The 22,212-nt window shown below is 68.5% G+C and carries 19 protein-coding genes; 6 read left to right on the forward strand and 13 right to left on the reverse strand.

Going from position 1 to position 22,212, the window contains the following annotated elements; translation table 11 throughout:
• Positions 1-46: 46 nt before the first annotated feature.
• Positions 47-2,167 (forward strand): alpha/beta hydrolase domain-containing protein, encoded by a 2,121-nt coding sequence (locus GRX31_RS19240; protein WP_160854252.1) that lies wholly within the window; start codon positions 47-49, stop codon positions 2,165-2,167.
• Positions 2,168-2,187: 20 nt separating this feature from the next.
• On the opposite strand, the gene GRX31_RS19245 is transcribed toward GRX31_RS19240, so the two are convergent.
• The 4 genes from GRX31_RS19245 to apaG all read right to left on the reverse strand — a co-directional run bounded on the left by GRX31_RS19245 (position 2,188) and on the right by apaG (position 7,189).
• Positions 2,188-3,312 carry a YbdK family carboxylate-amine ligase gene (locus GRX31_RS19245; protein WP_013804717.1) on the reverse strand — a complete coding sequence of 375 codons (1,125 nt, stop codon included), beginning with the start codon at positions 3,310-3,312 and terminating at the stop codon, positions 2,188-2,190.
• Positions 3,302-4,564, reverse strand: a complete 1,263-nt coding sequence (locus GRX31_RS19250) for a cation:proton antiporter (protein ID WP_160854254.1) — start codon at positions 4,562-4,564, stop codon at positions 3,302-3,304. The genes GRX31_RS19245 and GRX31_RS19250 overlap by 11 nt, the downstream gene beginning before the upstream one ends.
• A 197-nt stretch (positions 4,565-4,761) precedes the next feature.
• A complete protein-coding gene (locus GRX31_RS19255; RefSeq protein WP_160854256.1) occupies positions 4,762-6,729 on the reverse strand; it encodes a site-specific recombinase in 1,968 nt (655 codons plus the stop codon).
• A gap of 52 nt (positions 6,730-6,781) precedes the next feature.
• Positions 6,782-7,189: a Co2+/Mg2+ efflux protein ApaG gene (apaG, locus tag GRX31_RS19260; RefSeq protein ID WP_016450604.1), complete on the reverse strand. Its 408-nt coding sequence runs from the start codon at positions 7,187-7,189 to the stop codon at positions 6,782-6,784.
• A 116-nt stretch (positions 7,190-7,305) separates the two neighbouring features.
• On the opposite strand from apaG, the gene rpe reads away from it, so the two are divergent.
• The gene (rpe, locus tag GRX31_RS19265) at positions 7,306-7,989 is read left to right on the forward strand and encodes a ribulose-phosphate 3-epimerase (RefSeq protein WP_016450603.1); all 684 of its coding nucleotides are present in this window, start codon (positions 7,306-7,308) and stop codon (positions 7,987-7,989) included.
• Between the two features lie 113 nt (positions 7,990-8,102).
• On the opposite strand, the gene GRX31_RS19270 is transcribed toward rpe, so the two are convergent.
• The gene (locus GRX31_RS19270) at positions 8,103-8,429 is read right to left on the reverse strand and encodes a CzcE family metal-binding protein (RefSeq protein WP_043790802.1); all 327 of its coding nucleotides are present in this window, start codon (positions 8,427-8,429) and stop codon (positions 8,103-8,105) included.
• Positions 8,430-8,584: 155 nt separating this feature from the next.
• Complete coding sequence (locus GRX31_RS19275; RefSeq protein WP_016450601.1) at positions 8,585-9,634, reverse strand: porin; 1,050 nt, start codon at positions 9,632-9,634, stop codon at positions 8,585-8,587.
• A 464-nt stretch (positions 9,635-10,098) separates the two neighbouring features.
• Here GRX31_RS19275 and GRX31_RS19280 point away from each other — a divergent pair, with 464 nt between their 5' ends.
• On the forward strand, positions 10,099-11,532 hold the full coding sequence (locus tag GRX31_RS19280) for a hypothetical protein (protein ID WP_227472653.1): 1,434 nt from the start codon (positions 10,099-10,101) through the stop codon (positions 11,530-11,532).
• Positions 11,533-11,560: 28 nt separating this feature from the next.
• The gene (locus tag GRX31_RS19285; RefSeq protein ID WP_016450599.1) at positions 11,561-12,241 is read left to right on the forward strand and encodes a winged helix-turn-helix domain-containing protein; all 681 of its coding nucleotides are present in this window, start codon (positions 11,561-11,563) and stop codon (positions 12,239-12,241) included.
• 12 nt (positions 12,242-12,253) lie between these two features.
• Here GRX31_RS19285 and GRX31_RS19290 read toward each other — a convergent pair whose 3' ends face one another.
• From GRX31_RS19290 to GRX31_RS19315, 6 genes are all read right to left on the reverse strand, one after another.
• Positions 12,254-13,261, reverse strand: a complete 1,008-nt coding sequence (locus tag GRX31_RS19290) for a transketolase family protein (protein WP_160854258.1) — start codon at positions 13,259-13,261, stop codon at positions 12,254-12,256.
• The gene (locus GRX31_RS19295; RefSeq protein WP_012202660.1) at positions 13,258-14,118 is read right to left on the reverse strand and encodes a transketolase; all 861 of its coding nucleotides are present in this window, start codon (positions 14,116-14,118) and stop codon (positions 13,258-13,260) included. Before GRX31_RS19295 ends, GRX31_RS19290 begins: the two co-directional genes overlap by 4 nt.
• Positions 14,119-14,151: 33 nt before the next feature.
• Entirely contained in the window at positions 14,152-15,411 is a 1,260-nt protein-coding gene (locus tag GRX31_RS19300; protein WP_160854260.1) for a TRAP transporter large permease, read from the reverse strand.
• A 12-nt stretch (positions 15,412-15,423) separates the two neighbouring features.
• Positions 15,424-15,966, reverse strand: a complete 543-nt coding sequence (locus GRX31_RS19305) for a TRAP transporter small permease (protein WP_016450595.1) — start codon at positions 15,964-15,966, stop codon at positions 15,424-15,426.
• Complete coding sequence (locus GRX31_RS19310) at positions 15,963-16,970, reverse strand: TRAP transporter substrate-binding protein (RefSeq protein WP_160854262.1); 1,008 nt, start codon at positions 16,968-16,970, stop codon at positions 15,963-15,965. The genes GRX31_RS19305 and GRX31_RS19310 overlap by 4 nt, the downstream gene beginning before the upstream one ends.
• A gap of 62 nt (positions 16,971-17,032) precedes the next feature.
• Positions 17,033-17,782 carry an SDR family NAD(P)-dependent oxidoreductase gene (locus tag GRX31_RS19315; RefSeq protein WP_047219722.1) on the reverse strand — a complete coding sequence of 250 codons (750 nt, stop codon included), beginning with the start codon at positions 17,780-17,782 and terminating at the stop codon, positions 17,033-17,035.
• A 172-nt stretch (positions 17,783-17,954) separates the two neighbouring features.
• On the opposite strand from GRX31_RS19315, the gene GRX31_RS19320 reads away from it, so the two are divergent.
• Entirely contained in the window at positions 17,955-18,869 is a 915-nt protein-coding gene (locus tag GRX31_RS19320) for a LysR substrate-binding domain-containing protein (RefSeq protein WP_034367884.1), read from the forward strand.
• A 258-nt stretch (positions 18,870-19,127) separates the two neighbouring features.
• Entirely contained in the window at positions 19,128-21,719 is a 2,592-nt protein-coding gene (locus GRX31_RS19325) for a putative bifunctional diguanylate cyclase/phosphodiesterase (RefSeq protein WP_237426728.1), read from the forward strand.
• Between the two features lie 26 nt (positions 21,720-21,745).
• Here GRX31_RS19325 and GRX31_RS19330 read toward each other — a convergent pair.
• Positions 21,746-22,212, reverse strand: a 467-nt coding sequence (locus GRX31_RS19330; RefSeq protein WP_160854266.1) for a sensor histidine kinase, incomplete at its 5' end; no start/stop codon positions are given.

Here is a 22,212-nt window from a genome sequence, read left to right on the forward strand (position 1 = left end):
CGGCCAGGGCGCAGCCTTGCCTGTGCCATGACCCCAAGGAGACAACATGCACATCAGATCCACCCATCCCCTGGCCCTTGCCCTGGCCGCATCCGGCCTGCTGGCCGCTTGCGGCGGCAGTGACTCGCCTGCCGGTTCGCAGGCGCCGCGCATGCAGCTGAGCATCAGCGCCACCGAGGACTTTGCCGGCAGCTACGGCAGTGTCGGCGCCTACGAAAAAGTCACCGGCGTGCTGCGCGGCGAGCTGGACCCGGCCGACCCGAAGAACGCCGTGATCCAGGACCTGGCGCTGGCGCCCGTGAATGCGCGCGGCATGGTCGAGTACAGCACCGACTTCGTCATGCTCAAGCCCAAGGACATGTCCAAGGCCAGCGGCGTGCTGCGCTATGACGCGCCCAACCGCGGCAACATCCTGACCATGCCCAACCCCACGGCCACGCCCGGCGATGCGGTCTACCTGGAGCGCGGCTATGTGCTGCTGTACTCGGCCTGGCAGGGCGACGTGCCCAAGTCCACGCCCGCGCGCCTGACGGTCACCGTGCCCGTGGCCCGCAACAAGGACGGCAGCAGCATCACGGGGAGCTACCGCACCGAACTGGTCCCGGCCGCCGCCGTGCCCTCCATGGCCCTGCCCGGCGGCGTGTTCAATGGAAGCATGACCCCCTACGAGCCCGCCAGCCTGGACAACACGCAGGCCGGCTACTCGCTCACGCGCCGCATCAACGAAACCGATGCGCGCCAGACCGTGCCTGCGGGCGACTGGAAGTTCGCCAGCTGCGATGCCGCCGCCAATCCCTTCCCCGGCACACCCAGCGCCACCAATGTCTGCCTGAAGGGCGGGTTCGACCCGCAGTACCTCTACGAGCTGGTCTATGTGGCCAAGGACCCCAAGGTCATGGGCGTGGGCCTGGCCGCGCTGCGCGATACGGTGAGCTTCTTCCGCGCCAAGGCGGCCGATGCCGACGGCAAGGCCAATCCGCTGGCCGGGCGCATCACGCACACCATCGGCCAGGGCACCTCGCAGTCGGGCAATGCCATGAAGACTTTCCTGCACCTGGGCTTCAACCAGGCGCTCGATGGCGGCAAGGTCTTCGACGGCATGTATGCCCATGTGGCCGCGCGCCAGACCAACATCAACACGCGCTTTGCCGTGCCCGGCGGCGGGGGCGGCCTGCGCACCGACCACACGGCCTTCGGCCAGACCGCGCCGCGCGGCCTGGACAAGGACTACAGCGACGAGGTCAGCGGCCGCCAGGGCGGCGTGATGAAGCGCTGCGAAGCCAGCAACACCTGCCCCAAGTTCTTCCTGGGCCTGTCGGGCACGGAGTTCTGGCAGCTGCAGGGCTCGCCCGTGCTGACCGATGCCAACGGCCTGCGCGACATCGCCCAGCCCGCCAATGCGCGCATCTACTACTACGCCAGCACCCAGCACGGCGGTGCGGGCGGCACGGCCAGCATCGGCTATGCGCCCACGCGCAATGTCTATCCGGCCGGTACCGTGGTGCACTTCAACGACACGTTCCGCGCGCTGTTCATCGCGCTGGAGGACTGGGTGGTGCGCGGCACCGAGCCGCCGGCCAGCCAGGTGCCCAGGCTGGCCGACGGCACCCTGGTGCGGCCCGACAAGCTGGTCTTTCCCGCCATGAAGGGCCTGAGCTGGAGCGTGGGCGGCGTGCAGACCGCCATCCCCGAGTTCCGTTACCTGGCGCGCCACAACGGCTTTGCGCTGCTCGACTTCGGCCCGCAGTACGTGCCGCAGGACGAAAGCGGCATCGCCACGCTGCAGCCGCCGCGCGCCACGGGCAAGGACTACGCCATCCTCGTGCCCCAGGTCGATGCGGCCACCGGCCTCACGCGCGCCGGCATCCGCAGCGTGGAGGTGCGGGCACCGCTGGGCACCAGCATGGAGTTCAACTACGTGGCCACGCCGGGCATCGTGGACCTGTCCAACCTCACGGGCAGCTTCATCCCCTTCCACAAGACGCGCGCGGCGCGGCTGGCGGCCGGTGACGGGCGGCCGTCACTGGAGGAGCTGTATGTCGACCAGGCCGGCTACGTGAGCGCCGTCACGGCGGCGGCCCAGGACCTGGTGCGCCAGCGCCTGCTGCTGCAGCGCGACGCGGACACGCAGATCACCGCCGCGCGTGCGGCGGCGGTGCTGCCTTGAGCCTGCGCTGAACGCCGGCCTCAGACGGCCTGACCGCGAAAGCGCATGGCCGCCTGGCGCGAGACCTCGGCCAGCAGCTGCTCGCTGCGCTGGCGTTCGCGCAGCCAGCGGGCATCGTTGCTGCCGGCGGCCACGTCGCTGCGCAGCAGGTGCAGGGCGGGCGCGGCGCCATGGCGGGCCGCGTAGTCGGCCACGGCATCCATGGTCTTGAGGATGTGGTCGGCCAGCGGCATGTGCTCGCCCGTGGCCGGGTCCACGTACACGGCCTCCAGGCCGAAGCGGCAGGCCTGGAAGCGGTTGTAGGTGTAGACCAGGTAGTCGTCCTCCACGGGCGTGAAGGGCTGGGTGTCCATGAACCAGGCGGCCAGCGCCTGCACGTAGCCGGACAGGGCGGCTGCCCGCTCGATGGTCAGCGGCGTGTCGAACACGCGGATCTCGATGGTGCCGAACTCGGGCTTGGGCCGGATGTCCCAGTAGAAGTCCTTCATGCTCTTGACCACGCCCGTGCGCGTCATCTTGTCGAAGTACTGCTCGAACTCGCTCCAGTGCAGCACGCAGGGCGCGCGGCCCGACAGCGGAAAGGCGAACACCGAGTTCAGCCGCGCCGAGTCGAAGGCCGTGTCGTGGCCCTGCACGTAGGGGCTGGAGGCCGACAGCGCAATGAAGTGCGGGATGTAGCGCGACATGCGGTGCAGCATCAGCAGGGCCGCATCGGCGTCGGGGCAGCCGATGTGCACGTGCTGGCCGAAGATGGTGAACTGCTTGGACAGGTAGCCATACAGCTGCGACAGCTCCTGGAAGCGCGGCTTGTCGTAGATGCGCCGCTCATGCCACTGCTGGAAGGGGTGGGTGCCGCCGCCCACCACGGCGATGTTGAGCTTGTCGGCGCTTTTGACCAGGGCATCGCGGATCTGGCTGAGCTGGCCCAGCACCTCCGAGGCCGAATGGCAGACGCTGGTGGAGATCTCGATCATGCTGTTCGTCATCTCGGGCACCACGCTGCCGGGCAGCGGGTTCTTGAGCATGAGGCGCAGCATGTCCTCGGCGTAGGGGGCCAGGTCGTAGTCGTGGGTGTTGACCAGCTGCAGTTCCAGCTCCACGCCCAGGGTCAGCGGTTCGGACGAGTTGAAGGCTTCAAGACTCACGTTCATCTCCTGCGGTGTTCGAGCGGCTCAGCGGCTTCCAGGGACGGGAGCTTTCGCCGGAGCGGTAGATGGCCACGGTGGCCAGGGCGGCGCCCAGCACCTCCATCACCAAAATGGTGGGCAGGGCCACGCCTGCGATCTGCGCGCCCAGCTCGGGCGCGGCGGCCACGAACTGCGAGGCGATCAGCAGCGCCACCGATGACATGGGCGCCATGGCGCAGCCCACCCAGAAGGCCTGGCGCCAGTTGGCGCCCGTGCCCACATTGCCCACGGCCACGCCCAGGGTCTTGGCGACCAGGCGCGCCAGGATCACGGCGCCCACCACGCCGGCCACCGGCGCGCTCCAGTCGGCCTGTGCGGCCACGGTGGAGACCAGCACGAACATCAGCATGGTCAGCAGCGAGGCCGCCGTGCCCAGCTGGCGCGGCCACGCCCAGGGGCGCGGGTTGAACTGCTTGAGCAGGATGCCGCCCAGCAGCGCCGCCAGCGGCGCCGAGCCGCCCAGGTACGAGGTCAGCGGCACGCTGGCCGAGATCAGGGTGAGAAAGAGGATGGAGGTGTTCTCGCTGGCCGGACTCATGAAGCGCAGCGCCAGGCGCATCAGCACGGCCAGCACCAGGGCCACGGCCACCGAGACGCCCAAGACCACCAGCACCGGCATGATCGAGGCCACGAAGCCGGCCTTGGGCTGCGTCAGCATGCCCGCCTTGGCGCTGCCCAGGGCCAGCGCATACAGCGTGGACAGGGTGGACAGCACCAGGCCGCGATCGGTCACGGCGCCTGCGGCACGCATGTCGGCCACCACGCGCGTCAGCACCAGGGGCGAGGCCGCCATGGCCACCAGGGCCAGCGGCCCGGCCACTTCGGGGGCCATGCCCAGCCAGCCCAGCACCAGGGAGACCAGCATGTAGGTCAGCGCGGACTCGGCCACGCTTTGCACCAGCACCATGGGGTTGTGGCGGAACCAGCGCAGCGTGATGCGCCCGCCGCATTCGAACAGCACGATGGCCACGCCCAGCTCCAGCAGGAACAGCCCCGTGCCCTGCAGCGGCCAGGTGGTGTTGGCCCCAAAGCCGATCAACCCGGCAATGCCGCCGACCAGCGAGTAGCCGACCACCTTGGGCAGGGCGGCATGGCGCTGGCAGGCATAGCCGACCATGGTGGCCACGGCCAGCAGCAGGGACCACTGCACCGTGGCCAGCCCGGCAGAAGGCCGCAGCCACGGTTCCCAGAAGCTCAGCATGTCATTCATCAGCGACGTCCTTTGCGCGAGCCAGCGGCCCGCAAGCGAAGCTCCGCAAGGCCTTCCCTGCGGCGCGGGCAAGCCCGCGTCCCGTGCGCCTGGCACGGGACACTTCGTTGGCGATCCACTGGCGTGACTGCCGGGCTGCAAGGCCGGGCGGGCACGCCAGCACGTGGGTTCCGCGTGGTTCCCGAGGTCCCGCAGGCTCAGGGGCGGAAGAAACTCAGCGGCGCTGTGCGCAGACGGCGGCGGATAGCCGAATAGATGCGCGAGCGGTCGACTCCGCTGACATTGTGTGCCCTCAGCGCAACGCGGAATGCCAGATAAAAGCTGACAGTGACGTTCAACGCGCCATTGACGGGCAGCAAGGCAATCGCCCACCAGAAGATGTGGGAGTGCAGAACCTCCCAGCCCAGGGCGGCCATGGCGGCCCCGATCTGGCCGGCCGACAGCGTGACGTGGCGCACCTCCAGCCCCAGGCCGAAGAAGGCCGCAAAGGCCGGCACGAGGCCCAGCATCATGCCCAGCGAGACATTGGCGGCAAAGCCCGAGATGTTCTTGCGCCAGAAATGCGCCCAGCGATCCGCGCGCCCGGCGCCCAGCCAGCGCGTGATGCCGGGGTTGTAGCGGATCACCGAGTCCAGCCGGCGCAGCACGAACCAGTTCTCGGCCCAGCCCGCGATCAGGCTGCTGGCAAACAGCAGCACGCCCGTGAAGGCAGCGAACAGCGGCGACAGGCCCAGCAGGCTCAGCGAATCGAGCACGGCAATCGCATGCGGCTCGTCGATGGGCGTGTGGCCGAACAGCTGGGCATAGCCCAGCGACAGCAGCAGCACCATGGGCAGCACCACCAGCACGTTGCCCAGCACGGCCGCCACCTGGGAGCGCACCAGGTGCGCGACCTCGTCCACGAATTCCTCGATGGCCTCGCTGGCGCGCAGGTCCTTGAGCTTGGCGGCCATGGCCGGCGCCGTCATGGCCGGCTGCTTGGTGGCCACCGTGAAGTGCAGCAGCTGGATCAGCACGAAGCTGATGGAGTAGTTGATGCCTGCGGCCAGCCCGCCCCAGAACGCCGACAGCCCCAGCGCGTAGAGCGCGAACTTGAGCAGCGTGGTGAAGGCCATCACGAAGCCGCCGCCGGCGGCCTTGGTCACCATGGACAGGTACTCGCGGCCCGTGCGCGTGATGTAGTGCTCGCCGGTCTCGGCGCTGCGCTCGGCCACCTTGGCGGCCAGCAGCGAGGTATTGGTGGCCAGCAGGGCGCGCAGGCTGCGCCGCTCGATGCCCACGGACACCAGGTTGGCCAGCAGGTCGGCCGTCTCGGTGGCGCGGTTGTCGGCCAGCAGGCAGTCGAGCAGGCGCCTGACGCGCAGGATGCGCGCGCGCAGCTGGCGCAGGCGAAACACCAGGCCCACCGAAATGCCTTCGGACTCGAAATGCGCGTACACCGATGTCACGGCCGCGCGGCAGGCATCCAGCCGTTCGCGCAGCCGGGCCTCGGCCGCGTCGCGCCGGTCGTTGGTGCGCAGCGCGTGCAGCACCTCCACGCGCAGGCTTTCCGCATCGTGGATCAGGGCGTGGAAGGGCTGGTCATCGCGCGCCTGCTCGTCCATGCGCAGGCGCAGCTCGGGCGAGAAGCCCGTGGAAAGAATCTGTCCCGTGCAATAGGTGATGGAGCCCAGCAGGCTGTTCTGCCAGAAGCTGCTGCCCTGGCCCTCGCTGCCATCGGTCAGCAGTACGGCGATGCGCTCGAGCAGGGCCGCGTCCAGCGCATGCAGCCAGCGCGCGTCGAATTCGTCCGGCATGGCCAGCATGAACAGCTCGGAGGCATCGACCGTCTCGGGCGTGCTGGGCAGCAGCTTGTAGCGCACGCGCTCGGACAGCTCGCTGAACATGTTGGTGCGCGGCGCAAAGCCGAAATCGGCCAGCAGCGCCGTGATGTCCACGGTATCGATGAAGCGCAGCCACCACGCATGCAGGCGCTGGCGCACGGCCGGATCGGCCTCCACGGCCTCCACCAGCAACTGCACGCGCTGCACCGCGCCGTCCACCGACGGCTTGGGCGCGCGCACCCACTCCAGCAGGTGGATCAGCCAGATATGGCGGTGCGCGAGGTCGGCCTCGGGGTCGAGTGCGGCCAGAAGGCCGGGCAGGTCTTGGGTGATTCGCTTCATGTAGGGGTCTTGCGGCAGGGCGGAAGACTAGCGCCTCCCCCGAGGAACGCGCTCAGTGCAGCACGCGGTTGTCAGGGTCTGGAAAGCTGTCGCCGCCAGCGCCCGACTGCAGATGAAAGCGCGGGATGGGGCACTCGAAGACTTCGCCCTCGTGGCTGATGCACAGATAGGTGCCCTGCATGCTGCCGTTGGGCGTGCGCAGCTGGCAGCCGCTGGTGTACTCGAAGGTCTCGCCGGGCTGCAGCAGCGGCTGGCGGCCGATCACCCCCAGGCCCTTGACCTCTTCGACATGGCCCAGTTCGTTGGTGATGATCCAGTGGCGCGCGATCAACTGGCCCGGCACCTGGCCGGTATTGGTCACGGTGATCGTGTAGGAGAAGGCGTACACGCCTGCCGCTGGAGCGGATTGCTCTGGCAAAAAGGCGGGGCGGACCTGGACCTGGAACTCGTTCATGGGCATGGCGGCAATGGTAACTGCCCGCAATGTACCGGCTTGCGAACGTCCCCACGCGCCGCCACCCATGGCTTTGTGCCGTCGCTGGTGCCGGCATGGGCTAGCTGCGACAATCGCAGGCCATGAGCCCCACCTACCGCATCGCCCCCTCCATCCTGTCTGCCGACTTCGCCCGTCTGGGTGACGAGGTCAAGAATGTGATCGCCTCCGGCGCCGACTGGATCCACTTCGACGTGATGGACAACCACTACGTGCCCAACCTCACGTTCGGTCCCATGATCTGCGAGGCCCTGAAGCCCCATGCGAAGACGCCCGACGGCCAGCCCGTGCCCGTCGACGTGCACCTGATGGTCACGCCCGTGGACGAACTGGCCACGGCCTTCGCCAAGGCCGGCGCCGACTACATCAGCTTCCACCCCGATGCCACGGCCCACGTGCACCGCAGCATCCAGAACATCCGTGCCCAGGGCGCCAAGCCGGGCCTGGTGTTCAACCCGGCCGCCTCGCTGGACGTGCTGGACTGGGTCATCGACGACATCGACCTCATCTTGCTGATGAGCGTGAACCCCGGCTTCGGCGGCCAGAGCTTCATCGACAGCACGCTGCGCAAGATCGAGGCCGCGCGCAAGCGCATCGAGGCCAGCGGCCGCGACATCCGCCTGGAGGTGGACGGCGGCATCAAGGAAACCAACATCCGCCGCGTGGCCGATGCCGGTGCCGACACCTTCGTGGCGGGCAGCGCCATCTTCGGCAAGCCCGACTACAAGGCCGTGATCGACGCCATGCGCGGCGCCCTGGCGGCCTGAGCTTCGGCCTGCCTCCAGCAAAAAAGGGCCCGCGAATTGCGGGCCCTTTTTTGCTGCGTCGAGTTGCGTTGAGTTGGATTCTGCGCAGCGCAGGCCGCAGCGACGCGGCCCCTTCAGCCGCCTCGCTCGTGCTCTGCGGGCATGACGAAGATGCTGCGGCCCTGCGTGTCGAAACCGGGCGGCGCAAAGCGCGCCACCGGCACATGGCTGTGCCGGATGGAGCTGACCTTCCACGCGAATGTCCTGCCCTTGCTGGTGAAATTGAGGGTTTCGCCGCAGGTGACGTTGATGGGCGTCTTCTGCGACAGATCGACGCTACGGTAGGAGCCTGCAGGCGCGGGCGAGCCGTAATGCGATTGACCGTTGGGAAAAGTGTCCGCATGGGCCATTGGGCAGGCAAGAAAAATGCCTGCGATATACAGGGCATTGATGTTTTTCATGAAATGCTCCTTGGCGCAAATGGGATTTTCAATTCAAACGGAACATGGATGGATGGCAGGCCGTGGCAATGGTTTGGTGAATGCGGAAAAAGGGCATTGCCCGGCCTGCCGCCAGCGGTTTTGCAACTCTGGCGGGAATAATCCCGGAAAGGAAATCAGAAGCTGTGGCGTATGCCCACTTCCGCACCCGTTGACGTGCCCTTGGGAGCAAGCCCCGGTGCACCGCCCGACAGGGCGAAATTCGCATTGCCCTTGTTGGATATGCGGGCCACGGTTCCATACAAGGCCGTGCGGCGCGACAGATCATGCACATAGCCGATGGCATATTTGTTCGCATCGCTGCCATTGAATGCCACCGGACCCTTGCGCGAATCGGTACGCACATAGGAGGCGCGGAGATGGCCGCTGCCCACGGGAACCGTCATGCCCAGCAGCCAGCGGTCCTCGGAGCCCAGGGTGCTGCTGCCGTAGGTGCCGAAAGGCAGGTCCTCCCGCTGGAAGTGGCCCATGAGCTTGGCGAAACCGAAGTCGTACGAGGCGCCCGCGCCATACTGCCTGAACTTGGCGCCGGCGGCGCCGATGTCGGTCGTGCCATAGGACAGCGACAGGCTCAATGGACCGTTTTCGTAGTGAACCCGGCCTGCCACGTGGCGGCCCACGTTGCTCGATGGGTTCTCGTCCATGGCGTACATGAATTCCGCACGCAGGCCCCAGAGGCTGGGCGAGAGGTACTGGATCGCGTTGTCGCGGCGGTAGTAGGACGGTGAGAAGCCGTCCGGCATGCGGCTTGCCACGGCGGAACCGCCCAGTCCGATCACGCCGAACGGATCGTATTTGTAGGTATGTGCCGAAGCCGGCGAAAGGTCGCGGCCCAGGCGCACTTCGCCGAAACCTCCCGACAGGCTCACGGTGGAACGGCGCTGGAAGAACTTGCCCGTGGAGCTGAACGTGCCCGTGTCGGCATTGACGTCCGACTCCAGCCAGAAGCCGGCCCTCAGTCCGCCGCCCAGATCCTCGTCGCCGCGAAATCCCAGCCGCCCGGAGGCCAGGCCGCTGTTGTTCATGGTCAGGTTGCCAGGCAGGTCGCTGTTCCTCACGTAGCGCGCATTGACGTCTACGATGCCGAACAGGGTGATGGATGACTGCGCGCTGGCCGCCAGCGAAATGACGGGCAATGCTGCCGCCAATATGCGATTGAATTTCATGCCTGATCCTTGTATTGAATGGTGGATTCCATGCGCATCCATTTTCAAAACGGATGCTGTGGTAAATACTAGAATCCGTAGGCGATCGCAGTCGGTCTTGAAAAGAAATGGGCAGGGCATGGCAAGCCATTCACAGGCTTTTCGTGCAAAACCTGTTCCACCCCGCCAACACCAGACGGGAGGGGTTGCCATTCATGACAGTTACCTTTCTTCAAAATGTCTTGAATGTCACTTGGCTGTCGGGTGTATGGATGTTGGGCATTGATAGCATTCAGGGGATTGACTCCGGTGAAATAAAAATAATCCGTGTCGTATCGCTGATGCGGCTGTGGGTGGGTATTGAAAGATAGGCGGGGGGACAGAAAATGCGTCGCGAGGATGTCAAGCTGAGGATGCTGGCAAGAAGAGGGGACACGGGGGCCAGGCTTCAGCTCGGGGAGGCCTATCTGGCAGGGGGGCCGGGCGTGCCCAGAAGCATTTCCGTGGGGCTCGGCTACCTGCAGGCCGCACTGCCCCAGGCCAGGCGCCAGGCCTCGGTCTGCATGGCCCTGCATCTGCCGCTGAGGCAGTTGCTGGAGCACGGGCTGCTGGAGCCTTTGAGGATCGCTGCGCAGTACGAGGATGTCGGGCGCCAGAAGCTCGCCGCATGGCATCTCATCCGGGGGGAACTCGATCTGGCGCTGGAATGCCTGGGCCGGTGCAGCGCTTCCCTTCCGTGCCACGGGGCAGGCGGCGCATCCGCGCTCACCTGCGGCGAGCTGCTGCAGGTCCTGCAGATCCTGCGCGCCGTACAGCCGCAGGACATTGCCGAGGTCATGGCCAGCGAAGCCCGCCAGGCCATGGCCATGGGCCAGTCGCCACGCGCAGTGCAGATGCTGGAGCTGCTGGGCGATCTGCCCCATGCCGCTGCCTGTCCCGCCATACAGCAGCTGATCGCCGACCTGGTTCACCAGGCGGAGGTGGCAGGCCATGGCCTGGGGCGGCTGGCGGTGGGCTGGATAGAAAGCAGCCTGGAGCGCTGCGCCGCCGATGGCGACTTGCGCGCCTGCCATGCGCTGGGGCGGGCGCTTTCCGGCCAGTCCTGCGCGCACCTTGCGCCAGACAACCTCGTGCACGCGCAGAACCTGCGCAAGGCGGCCGCCCTGCTGCTGCGCGCCGCCGATGGCGGCATCGCCATCGCCTGGCTGCACCTGTTTCGCCTGTGTTCCGACTACCGCAGTTCGGTGGCCAATCCCACGCTGGCGCGCTTTTGCCTGGAGAAGGCGGCGCGGCACGGCCTGGCGGAGGCCCAGCGCCGCCTGGGTGCGCTGGTGCTGCGTGATGCCACACGCATCGAATCCATGGAGCAGGGCGTGGCCCTGCTCCATGCCGCGGCGGCCAAGGACGACGAGCAGGCCGGGCTGCTGCTGCGCTCATTGCTGCTGCCCGTGGACGGGGGCGACGAGGAGGCGCTCACGGCCATCGAGGCGGTGCGGCCCGATGCGCCGCGGCTGGCCATGCGGCTGCGCCTGGCGCGGGCGTTCGGTCTCACCAAGCAGGAGGCTCTGTCGGTCGATCCCTTGACCGCCATGCGGCCCTGGGGCCTGGTGGTGGGCCACAACCCCTTTGTGGCGAAGGCACGGCTGTGCGAGCCCCGGGCCGTGCCCGCGACCACGCCCGAGGCCCGCTGCTGCCTGGAGCAGGCCGCTTTCCTGTTCTCGGCGCAGCGCCAGGAATCCCTGGTGCCGGAAGGATCGCTGCGGGCACGTTCGCTGCAGTTGCGGCGCTTGTTCCACCGGCTGCAGATCAGCGAGACGGTCTTTTTCGCCTCCGCCTCCTCCCGGCAGCGCGAGGCCATCCGCGTCGGCACGAAATGGGCGCGACGGCAGCAGCAGATGCTCAGGCAGGTGCTGGCCTGAGCCTTGCCGTGCGGTCAAAGGAGCGAGCATGAAAGTCCTGATCGTGGACGCCCATCCTCCATCGGCGCAGTACCTGTGCCAGGGCCTGTGCCAGGACGGGTTCAACGTGGACGTCGCGCATGACGGCCGGCAGGGCCGCGACATGGCACTGAGCCGTGCCTACAGCCTGGTGGTGCTGGACCTGGACCTGCCCGGGTTGAGCGGGCGAGAGGTCCTGCAGGCCCTGCGCCGGGCCACAAGCACCCCCGCCATCGTGGTTGCCGCAAACGACAGCCTGGAGGACCAGGTGTTCTGCCTGCAGCACGGCGCGGATGACTACCTGGTCAAGCCCATCAGGCTGCCGGTGTTCCTGGCCCGCGCAAGGCTGCGCATGCGCGGGTCCGCCGGGCGGGAGGGCATGCGCCTGACTTTGGCGGATCTGGTGCTGGACCTGTCCAAGAAGCGGGTCGAACGCGCCGGTCGCCGGCTGGACCTGACCCGGCAGGAGTTCGCCGTCCTGTGGCTGCTGCTGCAGCGCCAGGGCGATGTGGTCTCGCGTGCCGAATTGGTGGAGCAGGTCTGGAGCCTGCCCGTGGATGCCTTGAACAACGCCGTGGACGTGGCGGTGTGCAGGCTGCGCAGCAAGCTCGACGATCCCTATGCGGTCAAGCTGCTGCACACGGTGCGCGGCATGGGCTATATGCTGGCGCTGCGGACAGATTCCCCGTGACCGCAGCCTTGCCTACCCCAGCCACTGCCGGATGCGCCCTGCCAGCGCCTGGGCGCTGATGCCGTAGCGCTCATGCAGCGTGGGCAGGGCGCCCGCGTCGAGGAAGGCGTCGGGCAGGCCCGCCAGCCGAAAGCGCGCGGGCCGCACATCGCGCTCCAGCAGGGCGCCGGCCACGGCCTCGCCCAGGCCGCCCACCACCGAATGGTTCTCCGCCACCACCACCAGGCGCGGCCCGCTGGCCACGGCCTGCACGATGGCCTGCACATCCAGCGGCTTGATGGTGGCGCAGTGCAGCACGGCGGCGCCCACGTTGTCCGTGGCCAGCAGTTGGGCGGCCTCCAGCGCGCGCATGGTCATGAAGCCGCTGCAGATGATGAGCACCTCGCGGCCCTCGCGCAGCATCTTGGCCTTGCCCAGCTCGAACCGGTAGTCGTACTCGTCCAGCACCAGCGGCACGTTGCCGCGCAGCAGCCGCATGTAGACGGGGCCGCGGTGCGCCGCGATCTGCGGCACGGCCTGGGCGATGTCCAGCGCATCGCAGGGATCGACGATGGTCAGCCCCGGCACGGCCCGCATCATGGCCAGGTCGTCCGTGGCCTGGTGGCTGGGGCCGTAGCCCGTGGTCAGGCCGGGCAGGGCGCAGCAGATCTTGACGTCCAGGTTGTCCTCGGCAATCACCTGGTGGATGAAGTCGTAGGCGCGGCGCGTGCCGAAGACGGCATAGGTGGTGGCAAACGGCGTGAGCCCCTCCTTGGCCATGCCGCCGGCGGCGGCCATGAGCAACTGCTCGGCCATGCCCATCTGGAAGAAGCGCCCGGGGTGGGCCTGGGCGAACAGGTGCAGGTCGGTGTACTTGGCCAGGTCGGCGGTCAGGCCGACCACGTCGGGGCGGCTGGCGGCCAGCTCCACCAGGGCCTTGCCGAAAGGCGCGGCCTGCACGCGCTGGCCTTCGGCCGCGATGGAGGCGATCATGGCCGAGGTGGTCGGCCGGGGCTTGGGGGTGGCAAGAGGCATGTTCATGGCAGGGCGGGCTCCAGGGGTTGCGATGCGTCCAGGATGGCTAGGGCCTGCTGCCACTCGGGCGGATCGACGCGGATGAAATGGTTCTTCTCGCGCTGCTCCAGGAAGGGCACGCCCTTGCCCATCAGCGTGTCGCAGAGGATGACGCGGGGCCGGTCCTCGGCCAGCGCCCGCGCCGCGTCGAAGGCCTGCACCACCTGGGCCAGGTCGTTGCCGTCCACGCGCTGCACATGCCAGCCGAAGGCGGCCCATTTGTCGGCCAGCGGCTCGAAGCCCAGCATGCGCGTGGAGGGGCCATCGGCCTGCTGGTTGTTCACGTCCACCAGGCAGATCAGCCGGCCCAGCCCGTGGTGGGCGGCGGACAGCGCGGCCTCCCAGGTCGAGCCCTCGTCCAGCTCGCCGTCGGACATGGAGTTGTAGACAAAGGCATCGCTGCCCTTGTGGCGCAGCGCCAGCGCCATGCCCACGGCGATCGGCAGGCCCTGGCCCAGCGAGCCGCCCGAAATCTCCATGCCCGGTGTGTAGCTGGCCATGCCCGACATGGGCAGGCGGCTGTCATCGCTGCCATAGGTCTGGAGTTCCTCGTCGGACAGGATGCCCGCCTCGGCCAGGGCCGCGTAGAAGGCGATGGCGTAGTGGCCGTGCGAGAGCAGGAAGCGGTCGCGGCCCTCCCACCCGGGCTCATCGGGCCGCAGCCGCAGCGCGTCGCCATAGGCCACGGCCAGCACATCGGCCCAGCCCAGGGCCTGGCCTATGTAGCCCTGGCCCTGCACCTCGCCCATTTGCAGGGCGCGGCGGCGTATGCGCCAGGCACAGGCCGCGAGCCGGTCCAGGCGCTGTTGCAGTTCTTGGTTCATGCATCGTCTCCTAGAGATGGAAAGGCGCGCGGCTCAGCGCAGGATGCTGGCCGGCACATAGGACACCAGCGCCAGCACCGCCAGCGCCACCAGGTAGAAGGGAATCAGCTCGCGCACGGTCTGGCCCACCTTGACCCGGGCCAGCGAGCTCGTGATGAACAGCGTCGTGCCCACGGGCGGCGTGTACAGCCCCAGGGCCAGGTTCACGACCATCATGATTCCCAGCTGGGTCATGTCCATGCCGATGCTCTGGGCCAGCGGCACGAACACCGGCGTGAGCAGCAGCACGGCGGCCGGCAGGTCGATGAACATGCCGATGAAGAGCATCAGCAGGTTCATCAGCACGATCACCAGCCAGGCTGAATGCACATGCGACTGCACCCACTGGACGATGCCATCGGGCATGCGGTCGAAGGTCAGCAGCCAGCCGATGGCCGCCGAGGCCATGATCACCAGCAGCACCACGCCCGTGGCCAGGCCCGCATGCACCACCGCATCGTTGAGCTGGCGCCAGCCCAGGTCGCGGTAGATGGCGGCCGATACCAGGCCCGCATACAGCGTGGACAGCACGGCCACCTCGGTGGGCGTGGCGATGCCCAAGCGCAGGAACACGATGATCAGCACCGGCAGCAGCAGGGCCGGGCTGGCGTACAGCAGGTGGCGCCGGAAGGCGGGCCAGGCGAAGGGCGTGGTGTCGCGCGGAAAGCCGCGCCTGCGGCCCACCCACCAGCACACGCCCATGAAGCCCGCGCACATCAGCAGCCCCGGCACGATGCCCGCCACGAACAGCGCCGCAATCGAGGCATTGGCGCTGAGCGCGAACAGGATCATGGGAATCGACGGCGGGATCAGGATGTCGATGGTGGCCGCCGCCGCCAGCGTGGCCGCCGAGAACGCGGGCGGGTAGCCCAGCCGCCTGTGCCACGGGATCATCAGCGATCCGATGGCCGAGGCGTCGGCCACGGCCGAGCCCGACACCCCGCCGAACAGCGTGGACGACATCACCCCCACCTGGGCCGGCCCGCCGTGAAAGCGCCCTATCAGCGCCGACAGCACGCCCACCAGGGCCTCGCCCAGGCGCCCGCCCATCATCAGCGAGCCGGTGAGCATGAAGAACGGGATGGCGATCAGCGGAAAGCTCTGCACCTGGGCCACCATCTGCTGCACCAGCAGGTCCAGCGGCACGCGGTCCGAGGTGGCCGCCGCCGCCATGGCGCCCATGAGCAGCGCGTGCGCAATGGGCATGGCGATCACGGCACCCGCCATGAAGACGAAAAGCATGATGAAGGACATGGCACCCTCCCTTCACCAGTGCGCGCCGGCCACGGGCCGGGCCGGTTCGGCAGACGCACCAGCGGCACCGGCCTGCGCGGATACCCGGTCCCTGCCCGCCACGCAGGCGCGCCAGGCCGACTGCAGGGCCAGCAGGGCCAGCAAGGCCATGCCCACCATCACGCAGCCATAGGTCAGCGAGCCGGGAATGCCCAGGATCTGGCTGCGCTCGTCATGCACGATCTCCAGCATGTTCAGCGTGGACCAGGCCAGCGTGGCGTACAGGGCGGCCACGGCCAGCCAGCCCAGCACGGCCGTGGCGCGCCGCACGCGGGCAGGCAGGGCCTCGACCAGGAAGCTGGTGGTAATGTGGGCGCCATGGGCGGCGGCCAGCACCACGCCCGACATCACCAGCCAGGGAAACAGCAGCTCGGGCACCTCGTTGGCCCACTGCAGGCTGGTGCCGCTGGCATAGCGCAGGGCGGTGTTGCACACCAGGATCACGAAGATCACCAGGGTGCTGGCCCACAGCACGGCGCGGCACAGGCCCGTGACCAGGCGTTCGATGAGGTTCATGGATGGCTCCCTGCGCTTGACTGCGCGCCTGCGGCCTTGACGACCCTGGCGATATAGGGGCCCGCAGGGCTGGCCAGCCACTTGTCCTGCACCTTGGCCGTGGCCTGGGCGAAGGCCCGCGCGTCGATGGTGCTCACCTCCACGCCCTTGGCGCGGATGTCGTCCAGCAGCTTGTCGTCGGCCTCGCGCGCCAGCTGGCGCTGGTAGGCCGTGGCCTCCTGCGCGGCCTCGGCCAGCAGCGTGCGGTCGGCGGCCGGCAGCCGGTCCCAGCTGCGCTTGCCCATGATCAGCGGCGTCATCTGGAACATGTGGCCCGTCAGCGCCAGGTGCTTTTGCACCTCGTACAGCTTGCTGGCGTGGAAGTTGGCCAGCGGGTTTTCCTGGCCGTCGACCACGCCCTGCTGCAGGGCCACGTACAGCTCGGCGAACTTGATCTGCTGGGCCTCGGCGCCCAGGGCCTGCATGATGTCCACCAGCACCGCGTCGGGCGGCGTGCGCATCTTCAGGCCCTTGAGATCGTCCACGCTGCGCAGGGGCCGCTTGCTGTTGGTCATGTGGCGTATGCCGTTGTCCCAGTAGCCCAGCACCACCATGCCCTTGGCGGCCGATTTGTCGGCCAGCTCCCGGCCCAGCGGCCCGTCCAGCAGCTGGAAGGCCCGGGCCGTCGTGGCGAAGAGAAACGGCATGCCATAGGCCGCGTACTCGGGCACGGCCGCGGCCACCGCGCCCTGGGAATTGGCCGACAGGTCCAGCGCGCCCGTGCGCAGGGCCGTGACCATGGCCGCGTCGTCGCCCAGCTGGGCCGAGGGGGCGACCTGCACCTCGATGCGGCCCGCGCTGCGCGCCTTCACCAGCTCGGCGAACTTCAGCGATGCGAGGTGGCGCGGGTTGTCGGGCGCGGCGCCGTGCCCCAGCGTGAGCTTGACGGCCTGGGCACAGGCCAGGGCCGGCAGCAGCAGGGCGCAGGCGGCCAGGGCGGCGCGGTGGAAAAGCGTGCTTTGCATGGTCTTGTCTCCTTTGCTTGGGTTGTGTGCGGCCATGCAGGCCATGGCCAGGCGCGCGGGGCTCAGTGGATGAGCATCCCGCCGTTCACATCGAGCGTGATGCCCGTGCAATAGGCGGCCAGGTCGCTGGCCAGGAATACGCAGGCGCCGGCCACATCGTCGGCGCGGCCCAGGCGGGCCAGCGGAATCGTGGCGGAGATCTCGCGCTTGCGCTCGGGGCCGAGCTTGCCCTGGGTGATGTCCGTCTCGATCAGGCCCGGCGTGACGCAGTTGATGCGTATGCCCTCGGCGCCGAACTCGCGCGCCATGGCGCGGGCCAGCCCCAGCACGCCGGCCTTGGCGGCCGAATAGTGCGGCCCGCCGAAGATGCCGCCGCCGCGCTGGGCCGAGACGGAAGAGATGCAGACGATGGCGCCCGCTTGCTGCCTGCGCATGGCCGGCAGCACGGCCTGGGACATGTACAGCGTGCCGCGCAGGCTCACGTCGAGCACGCGGTCGTAGTCGGCCCCGCCGATCTCCAGCGTGCCCACGGCCTGCGTGATGCCCGCGTTGTTGACCAGCGCGTCGATGCGGCCGAAGGCGCGCAGCACGGCGGCGGCCGCCGCCTCGCACGAGGGCTTGTCCGTCACGTCGGCCACCAGCCCCAGGTGCCCTTCCCCCAGCCGCGCGGCCGCGCCGGCCGGATCGGCCCGCTCCAGGTCGAGGATGGCCACGCGGGCCCCCTGGGCGGCCATCTGGCGCGCCGTGGCAAAACCGAGTCCGTTGATCCCTGCGCCGCCGGTGATGATGGCGACCCTGTCCTTGAGCAGCATGTGCCTGTCTCCGCTGTGGTTGTGGTGGATGCAGCCATCTTGGGCTGTCACGAGCATGAAGACAAACGATGTTTCATCAGCCTAAGATGACGGTTCTTCAGCTCACGTACGGGGTCTCCCGGGGTCTTCCGGTGTCTGCCCGTGAGCTGCCTGCGTCTTCGAGGAACTTGCCATGGCATCCATTCCCAGCAGTGCCCACCTGCAGGCCTTCGAGGCCGTGGCGCGCCGGCGCAGCTTCGCGCTGGCCGCCTCCGAGCTGCACCTGACGGCCTCGGCCGTCAGCCACCAGGTGGCCAAGCTGGAGGCGCAGCTGGGCGTGCGCCTGTTCGAGCGCAGCGCGCATGGCGTGCGCCTGAGCCGCCCGGGGCAGGCCTACCTGGAGCGCGTGGGCGGCGCGCTGGCGGCCATCGTCTCGGCCACCGAGGACCTGCGCCACAGCATGAGCAACAGCCTCTACGTGCACTGCGCGCCCAGCATCGCCAGCCTCTGGCTCATGCCCCGGCTGCGGGACTTTGCGCGGGCCTGCCCGCACATTGCGCTGAACCTGTCGGCTGCGCATTCGCACAGCGACTTCGCGCTGGGCCAGGCCGATATCGACATCCGCTACGGCATTGCGCAGTGGCCGGAGCTGGAGGTGGAGCCCCTGTTCGAGGAGCACATCCTGCCGCTGGCCAGCCCCGCGTTCGTGGCCGAGCATGGGCTGCAGCGCGTGCAGCAGTTGCTGCACGTGCCGCTGATCCAGAGCAACGTCAGCATCGTCCAGTGGTCGGACTGGTTCCAGGCGTTCTCGCAGCTGCGCGCGCCAGAGCGCTTTGCCGTGCGCTTCGACCGCGCCCAGATGTCGCTGGACGCGGCCACGCAGGGCCTGGGCGTGGCGCTGGAAAGCGCCATGAACGCGGGCGGCCACATTGCCGACGGCCGGCTGGTGGCCCCCTTCGGCATGGACCGGGCCCTGCGCGTCAAGGCCCACTTTGCCGTCTACCCCGCGCGCAACGCCCGGCGCCCCGCCGTGGCGGCCTTCCTGGCCTGGCTGCATGCCGAGGCCGCCCGCACCGAGCAGCAGCCCTGCCGCCAGTGCCCGGACTGAGTTGGCGGCCGGACCGGGAAAAAGGGGCCGGACAGATATTCCCGCATCCGGCGGAAAAGGCCTGCGATGCAATTTCTCTATGAATGAGCGAGTGCGCGGCAAATGGTTTTATTGCCCCCTGTTTTCGGCGAATGACGACGCGATTGCCAGCAGGGATTGGCAATAATTCCCGACAGCCATATACACAGGGAGTGCCACGCTGAAATGGCCAAATCAGCAAGACGCCGATTTATCGGACTGATCACGGTGAGCTACGGATTGCTCGCATTCGCCTGGATCATTCTGTCCGACAAGCTGTTGTTCGCGTTGGCAGGCAGTGCGGATATCGGCTGGCTTTCCGTCGCCAAGGGGCTGTTCTTTGTGCTGGCCACGGACTTCCTGCTGTTCTTCGCGCTGTGCTCGGTGCCGGCCGCGCACAGCGGCGGCGCCTCCGCCATCACCCAGGAAATGGGGCCGCGCCGTTTCCCGGTCTGGGCCTCCTATCTGTTTGCCCTGGCCATGAGCCTGGCCGTGCTGGCCGCCAGCAGCACGCTGGCCAGCCATTTCGGTGAACGCTCGCTGCTGCTGCTGTTCATGCTGCCCGTGCTGGTCAGTGCGCTGATCGGCGGCCTGGGGCCGGGCCTGCTGGCCACGGCCTTTGCGGCCTACAGCCTGGACCAGACGGACGGCGTCGCCGTGCGCGACTGGGCGCAATGGGGGGTGGTGGCCGTCAACGGCCTGGCCGTGAGCGTGCTGGCCGAGACGCTGCAGCGCTCGCTGCGCAAGGCCAACATGCAGCGGCAGCTGCTGGACTCGGTGATCTCCGGCACCTCGGACGCCGTCTTCGTGAAGGACCTGCGCGGGCGCTATCTGCTGGTCAACCGGGCCGCCGCCAGCCTGGTGGGCCGGCAGGCCGAAGACATCGTGGGCAAGGATGACTTCGCGCTCTTTCCCTTCGGCATCGCCAGCGCCATCCGCAGGAAGGACCAGGCGGTGCTGCGCCAGGAGGTGGCCACGCATGAGGAGCAACTGACGGTGGAGCCGGGCAGGACGCTGGACCTCCTGGTCACCAAGGGCCCGGTGCGCAATACGGCAGGCCACATCGCAGGCCTGTTCGGCATCTCCCGGGACATCACCGAGCGCAAGCGCTTCGAGCGCGAGCTGGCCCAGGCCGCCGTGGTGTTCGACAGCAGCCACCAGGGCATCATGGTGGTCGATCCGGCGCGGCGCATCACGCGCGTCAACCCGGCCTTCACCCGCATCACCGGCTATGCGCCCGAGGAGGTGATCGGCCAGACGCCGCGCGTGCTGTCCTCGGGCCTGCACGGGCCGGAGTTCTACCGGCAGATCTGGGCCTGCATCGCGCGCGACGGCTTCTGGCACGGCGAGATCTGGAACCGCCGCAAATCGGGCGAGATCTTCGCCGAGATGCTGTCCATCTCCGCTGCGCAGGGTGCCGACGGCGAGATCGAGCACTACATCGGCGTCTTCACCGACATCAGCCACATCAAGGCCCATGAGGCCGAGCTCGACCGCGTCACCCACTACGACCTGCTGACCGGACTGCCCAACCGCCGCCTGCTGGTCGAGCGCCTCAACCAGGCCATGCTGCGCACGGCGCGCGAGGGGCGCTCCCTGGCCGTGTGCTTTCTGGACCTGGATGGCTTCAAGGAAATCAACGACCTGCACGGCGTTGCAACCGGCGATGCGCTGCTGGTGGGCGTGGCCGAGCACCTCAAGAGCGTGCTGCGCTCCGAGGACACGCTGGCCCGGCTCGGTGGCGACGAGTTCGTGCTGCTGCTGTCGCAGATCGGCTCGGTCGAGCACTGCACCTCCATCCTCGACCGGGTGCTGGAGGCGGCCAGCCGCCCCGTGCCCGTGCAGGACCGGGTGCTGACCGTGACCGCCAGCGTGGGTGTCAGCCTCTACCCCGACGACCAGGCCGACCCCGACCTGCTGCTGCGCCATGCCGACCAGGCCATGTGCGTTGCCAAGCAGGCCGGGCGCAACCGCTACCAGCTGTTCGACCCGGAAAACGACCGCAAGGCCGATGCGCGCCGCCTGCAGCTGGGCTGGCTGCGCCGTGCGCTGGAGCAGGGCGAATTCCTGCTGCACTACCAGCCCAAGGTGGAGCTGGGTGGCGGCAGGCTGGTGGGCGCCGAGGCCCTGCTGCGCTGGCACGACCCGCGCCAGGGCCTGCGCTCGCCGGCCGAGTTCCTGCCCTTCATCGCGGGCAGCGACCTGGAGCGACCGCTGGGCGACTGGGTCATCGGCGAGGCCGTGGCCCAGGCGGCACGCTGGCTCGACCAGGGCCTGGACCTGTGTGTGAGCATCAACGTCAGCGCCAACCAGCTTCTGGATGGCGGCTTCCACGCCACCATGGCCCAGGTGCTGGCCCGGCATCCCGAACTGCCGCCGCAGCTGATCGAGCTGGAAATCCTGGAAAGCGCCGCCATTGCCGACATGGAGCAGGCCATCCAGGTGATGGGCCAGTGCCGGCAGCTGGGCATACGCTTTGCGCTGGACGACTTCGGCACCGGCTACTCCTCGCTCACCTACCTGCGCAAGCTGCCCGTGCAGTCGCTGAAGATCGACCAGAGCTTTGTGCGCGACATGCTGGCCGACCCGGACGACCTGGGCATCGTCGAAGGCGTGATCCAGCTGGCCAGCACCTTCCAGCTCGAATCCGTGGCCGAAGGCGTGGAAACCCCCAGGCATGCGCGCCGCCTGCGCGAAATGGGCTGCCACGTGGCCCAGGGCTACGGCATCGCCCGGCCCATGCCCGCCGACCAGCTGCCCGCCTGGGCCGCGCGCTGGCAGGCAGGGGACAACTGGCTGGTGCATGGGCGGCACATGCCGTCCGAGGCCTGAGCCTCGCGCCACCGCGCCCGCGCAGGCTATGTCAGCTCGGCCGGTCGGGTCTCCTGCGCACTGCGGCTGGGCAGGATGATGGTGAAGATGGCGCCGCCTGCCGGGCCGTTGCCGGCCACGATGGTGCCGTCCATGGCGTCGATGATCTTGCGGCAGATGGCCAGCCCCAGGCCCGTGCCGCCCGAGCCGTCCTTGGTCTTGCTGGACTGCACGAAGGGCTGGAAGATCTTGTCCAGCTCCTGCGGCGGAATGCCCGGGCCCTGGTCGGAGAAGGCGATGCAGATGTCGCCCTGCCCGTCGATGCGGCCCTGCACATCGATGCGCCCGCCGATGGGCGAGAACTTGATGGCATTGGCCAGCACATTGCGCACCACCTGCTGGAAGCGCACGGGGTCGGCCTTGGCGATCAGCGGGGCGTCGTCGAGTTCGAGCCGCAGGTCGATGAGCTTGTGCTGCTGCTGCGGCTCCAGCTCGCGCACGACCGGCCGGATCA

This window comes from Delftia sp. CH05 (assembly GCF_009827015.1).
Classification (GTDB): Bacteria; Pseudomonadota; Gammaproteobacteria; order Burkholderiales; family Burkholderiaceae_C; genus Comamonas; species Comamonas tsuruhatensis.

What these genes read in the sequence shown, in the direction of transcription:
- GRX31_RS19315 (WP_047219722.1), bottom strand. Translation starts at nt 17,782, where the DNA reads ATGCTGCTCAAGGACAGGGTCGCCATCATCACCGGCGGCGCAGGGATC.
- apaG (WP_016450604.1), bottom strand. Translation starts at nt 7,189, where the DNA reads ATGCCCATGAACGAGTTCCAGGTCCAGGTCCGCCCCGCCTTTTTGCCA.
- GRX31_RS19310 (WP_160854262.1), bottom strand. Translation starts at nt 16,970, where the DNA reads ATGCAAAGCACGCTTTTCCACCGCGCCGCCCTGGCCGCCTGCGCCCTG.
- GRX31_RS19285 (WP_016450599.1), top strand. Translation starts at nt 11,561, where the DNA reads ATGAAAGTCCTGATCGTGGACGCCCATCCTCCATCGGCGCAGTACCTG.
- GRX31_RS19320 (WP_034367884.1), top strand. Translation starts at nt 17,955, where the DNA reads ATGGCATCCATTCCCAGCAGTGCCCACCTGCAGGCCTTCGAGGCCGTG.
- GRX31_RS19255 (WP_160854256.1), bottom strand. Translation starts at nt 6,729, where the DNA reads ATGAAGCGAATCACCCAAGACCTGCCCGGCCTTCTGGCCGCACTCGAC.
- GRX31_RS19270 (WP_043790802.1), bottom strand. Translation starts at nt 8,429, where the DNA reads ATGAAAAACATCAATGCCCTGTATATCGCAGGCATTTTTCTTGCCTGC.
- rpe (WP_016450603.1), top strand. Translation starts at nt 7,306, where the DNA reads ATGAGCCCCACCTACCGCATCGCCCCCTCCATCCTGTCTGCCGACTTC.
- GRX31_RS19290 (WP_160854258.1), bottom strand. Translation starts at nt 13,261, where the DNA reads ATGAACATGCCTCTTGCCACCCCCAAGCCCCGGCCGACCACCTCGGCC.
- GRX31_RS19295 (WP_012202660.1), bottom strand. Translation starts at nt 14,118, where the DNA reads ATGAACCAAGAACTGCAACAGCGCCTGGACCGGCTCGCGGCCTGTGCC.
- GRX31_RS19240 (WP_160854252.1), top strand. Translation starts at nt 47, where the DNA reads ATGCACATCAGATCCACCCATCCCCTGGCCCTTGCCCTGGCCGCATCC.
- GRX31_RS19250 (WP_160854254.1), bottom strand. Translation starts at nt 4,564, where the DNA reads ATGAATGACATGCTGAGCTTCTGGGAACCGTGGCTGCGGCCTTCTGCC.
- GRX31_RS19275 (WP_016450601.1), bottom strand. Translation starts at nt 9,634, where the DNA reads ATGAAATTCAATCGCATATTGGCGGCAGCATTGCCCGTCATTTCGCTG.
- GRX31_RS19305 (WP_016450595.1), bottom strand. Translation starts at nt 15,966, where the DNA reads ATGAACCTCATCGAACGCCTGGTCACGGGCCTGTGCCGCGCCGTGCTG.
- GRX31_RS19300 (WP_160854260.1), bottom strand. Translation starts at nt 15,411, where the DNA reads ATGTCCTTCATCATGCTTTTCGTCTTCATGGCGGGTGCCGTGATCGCC.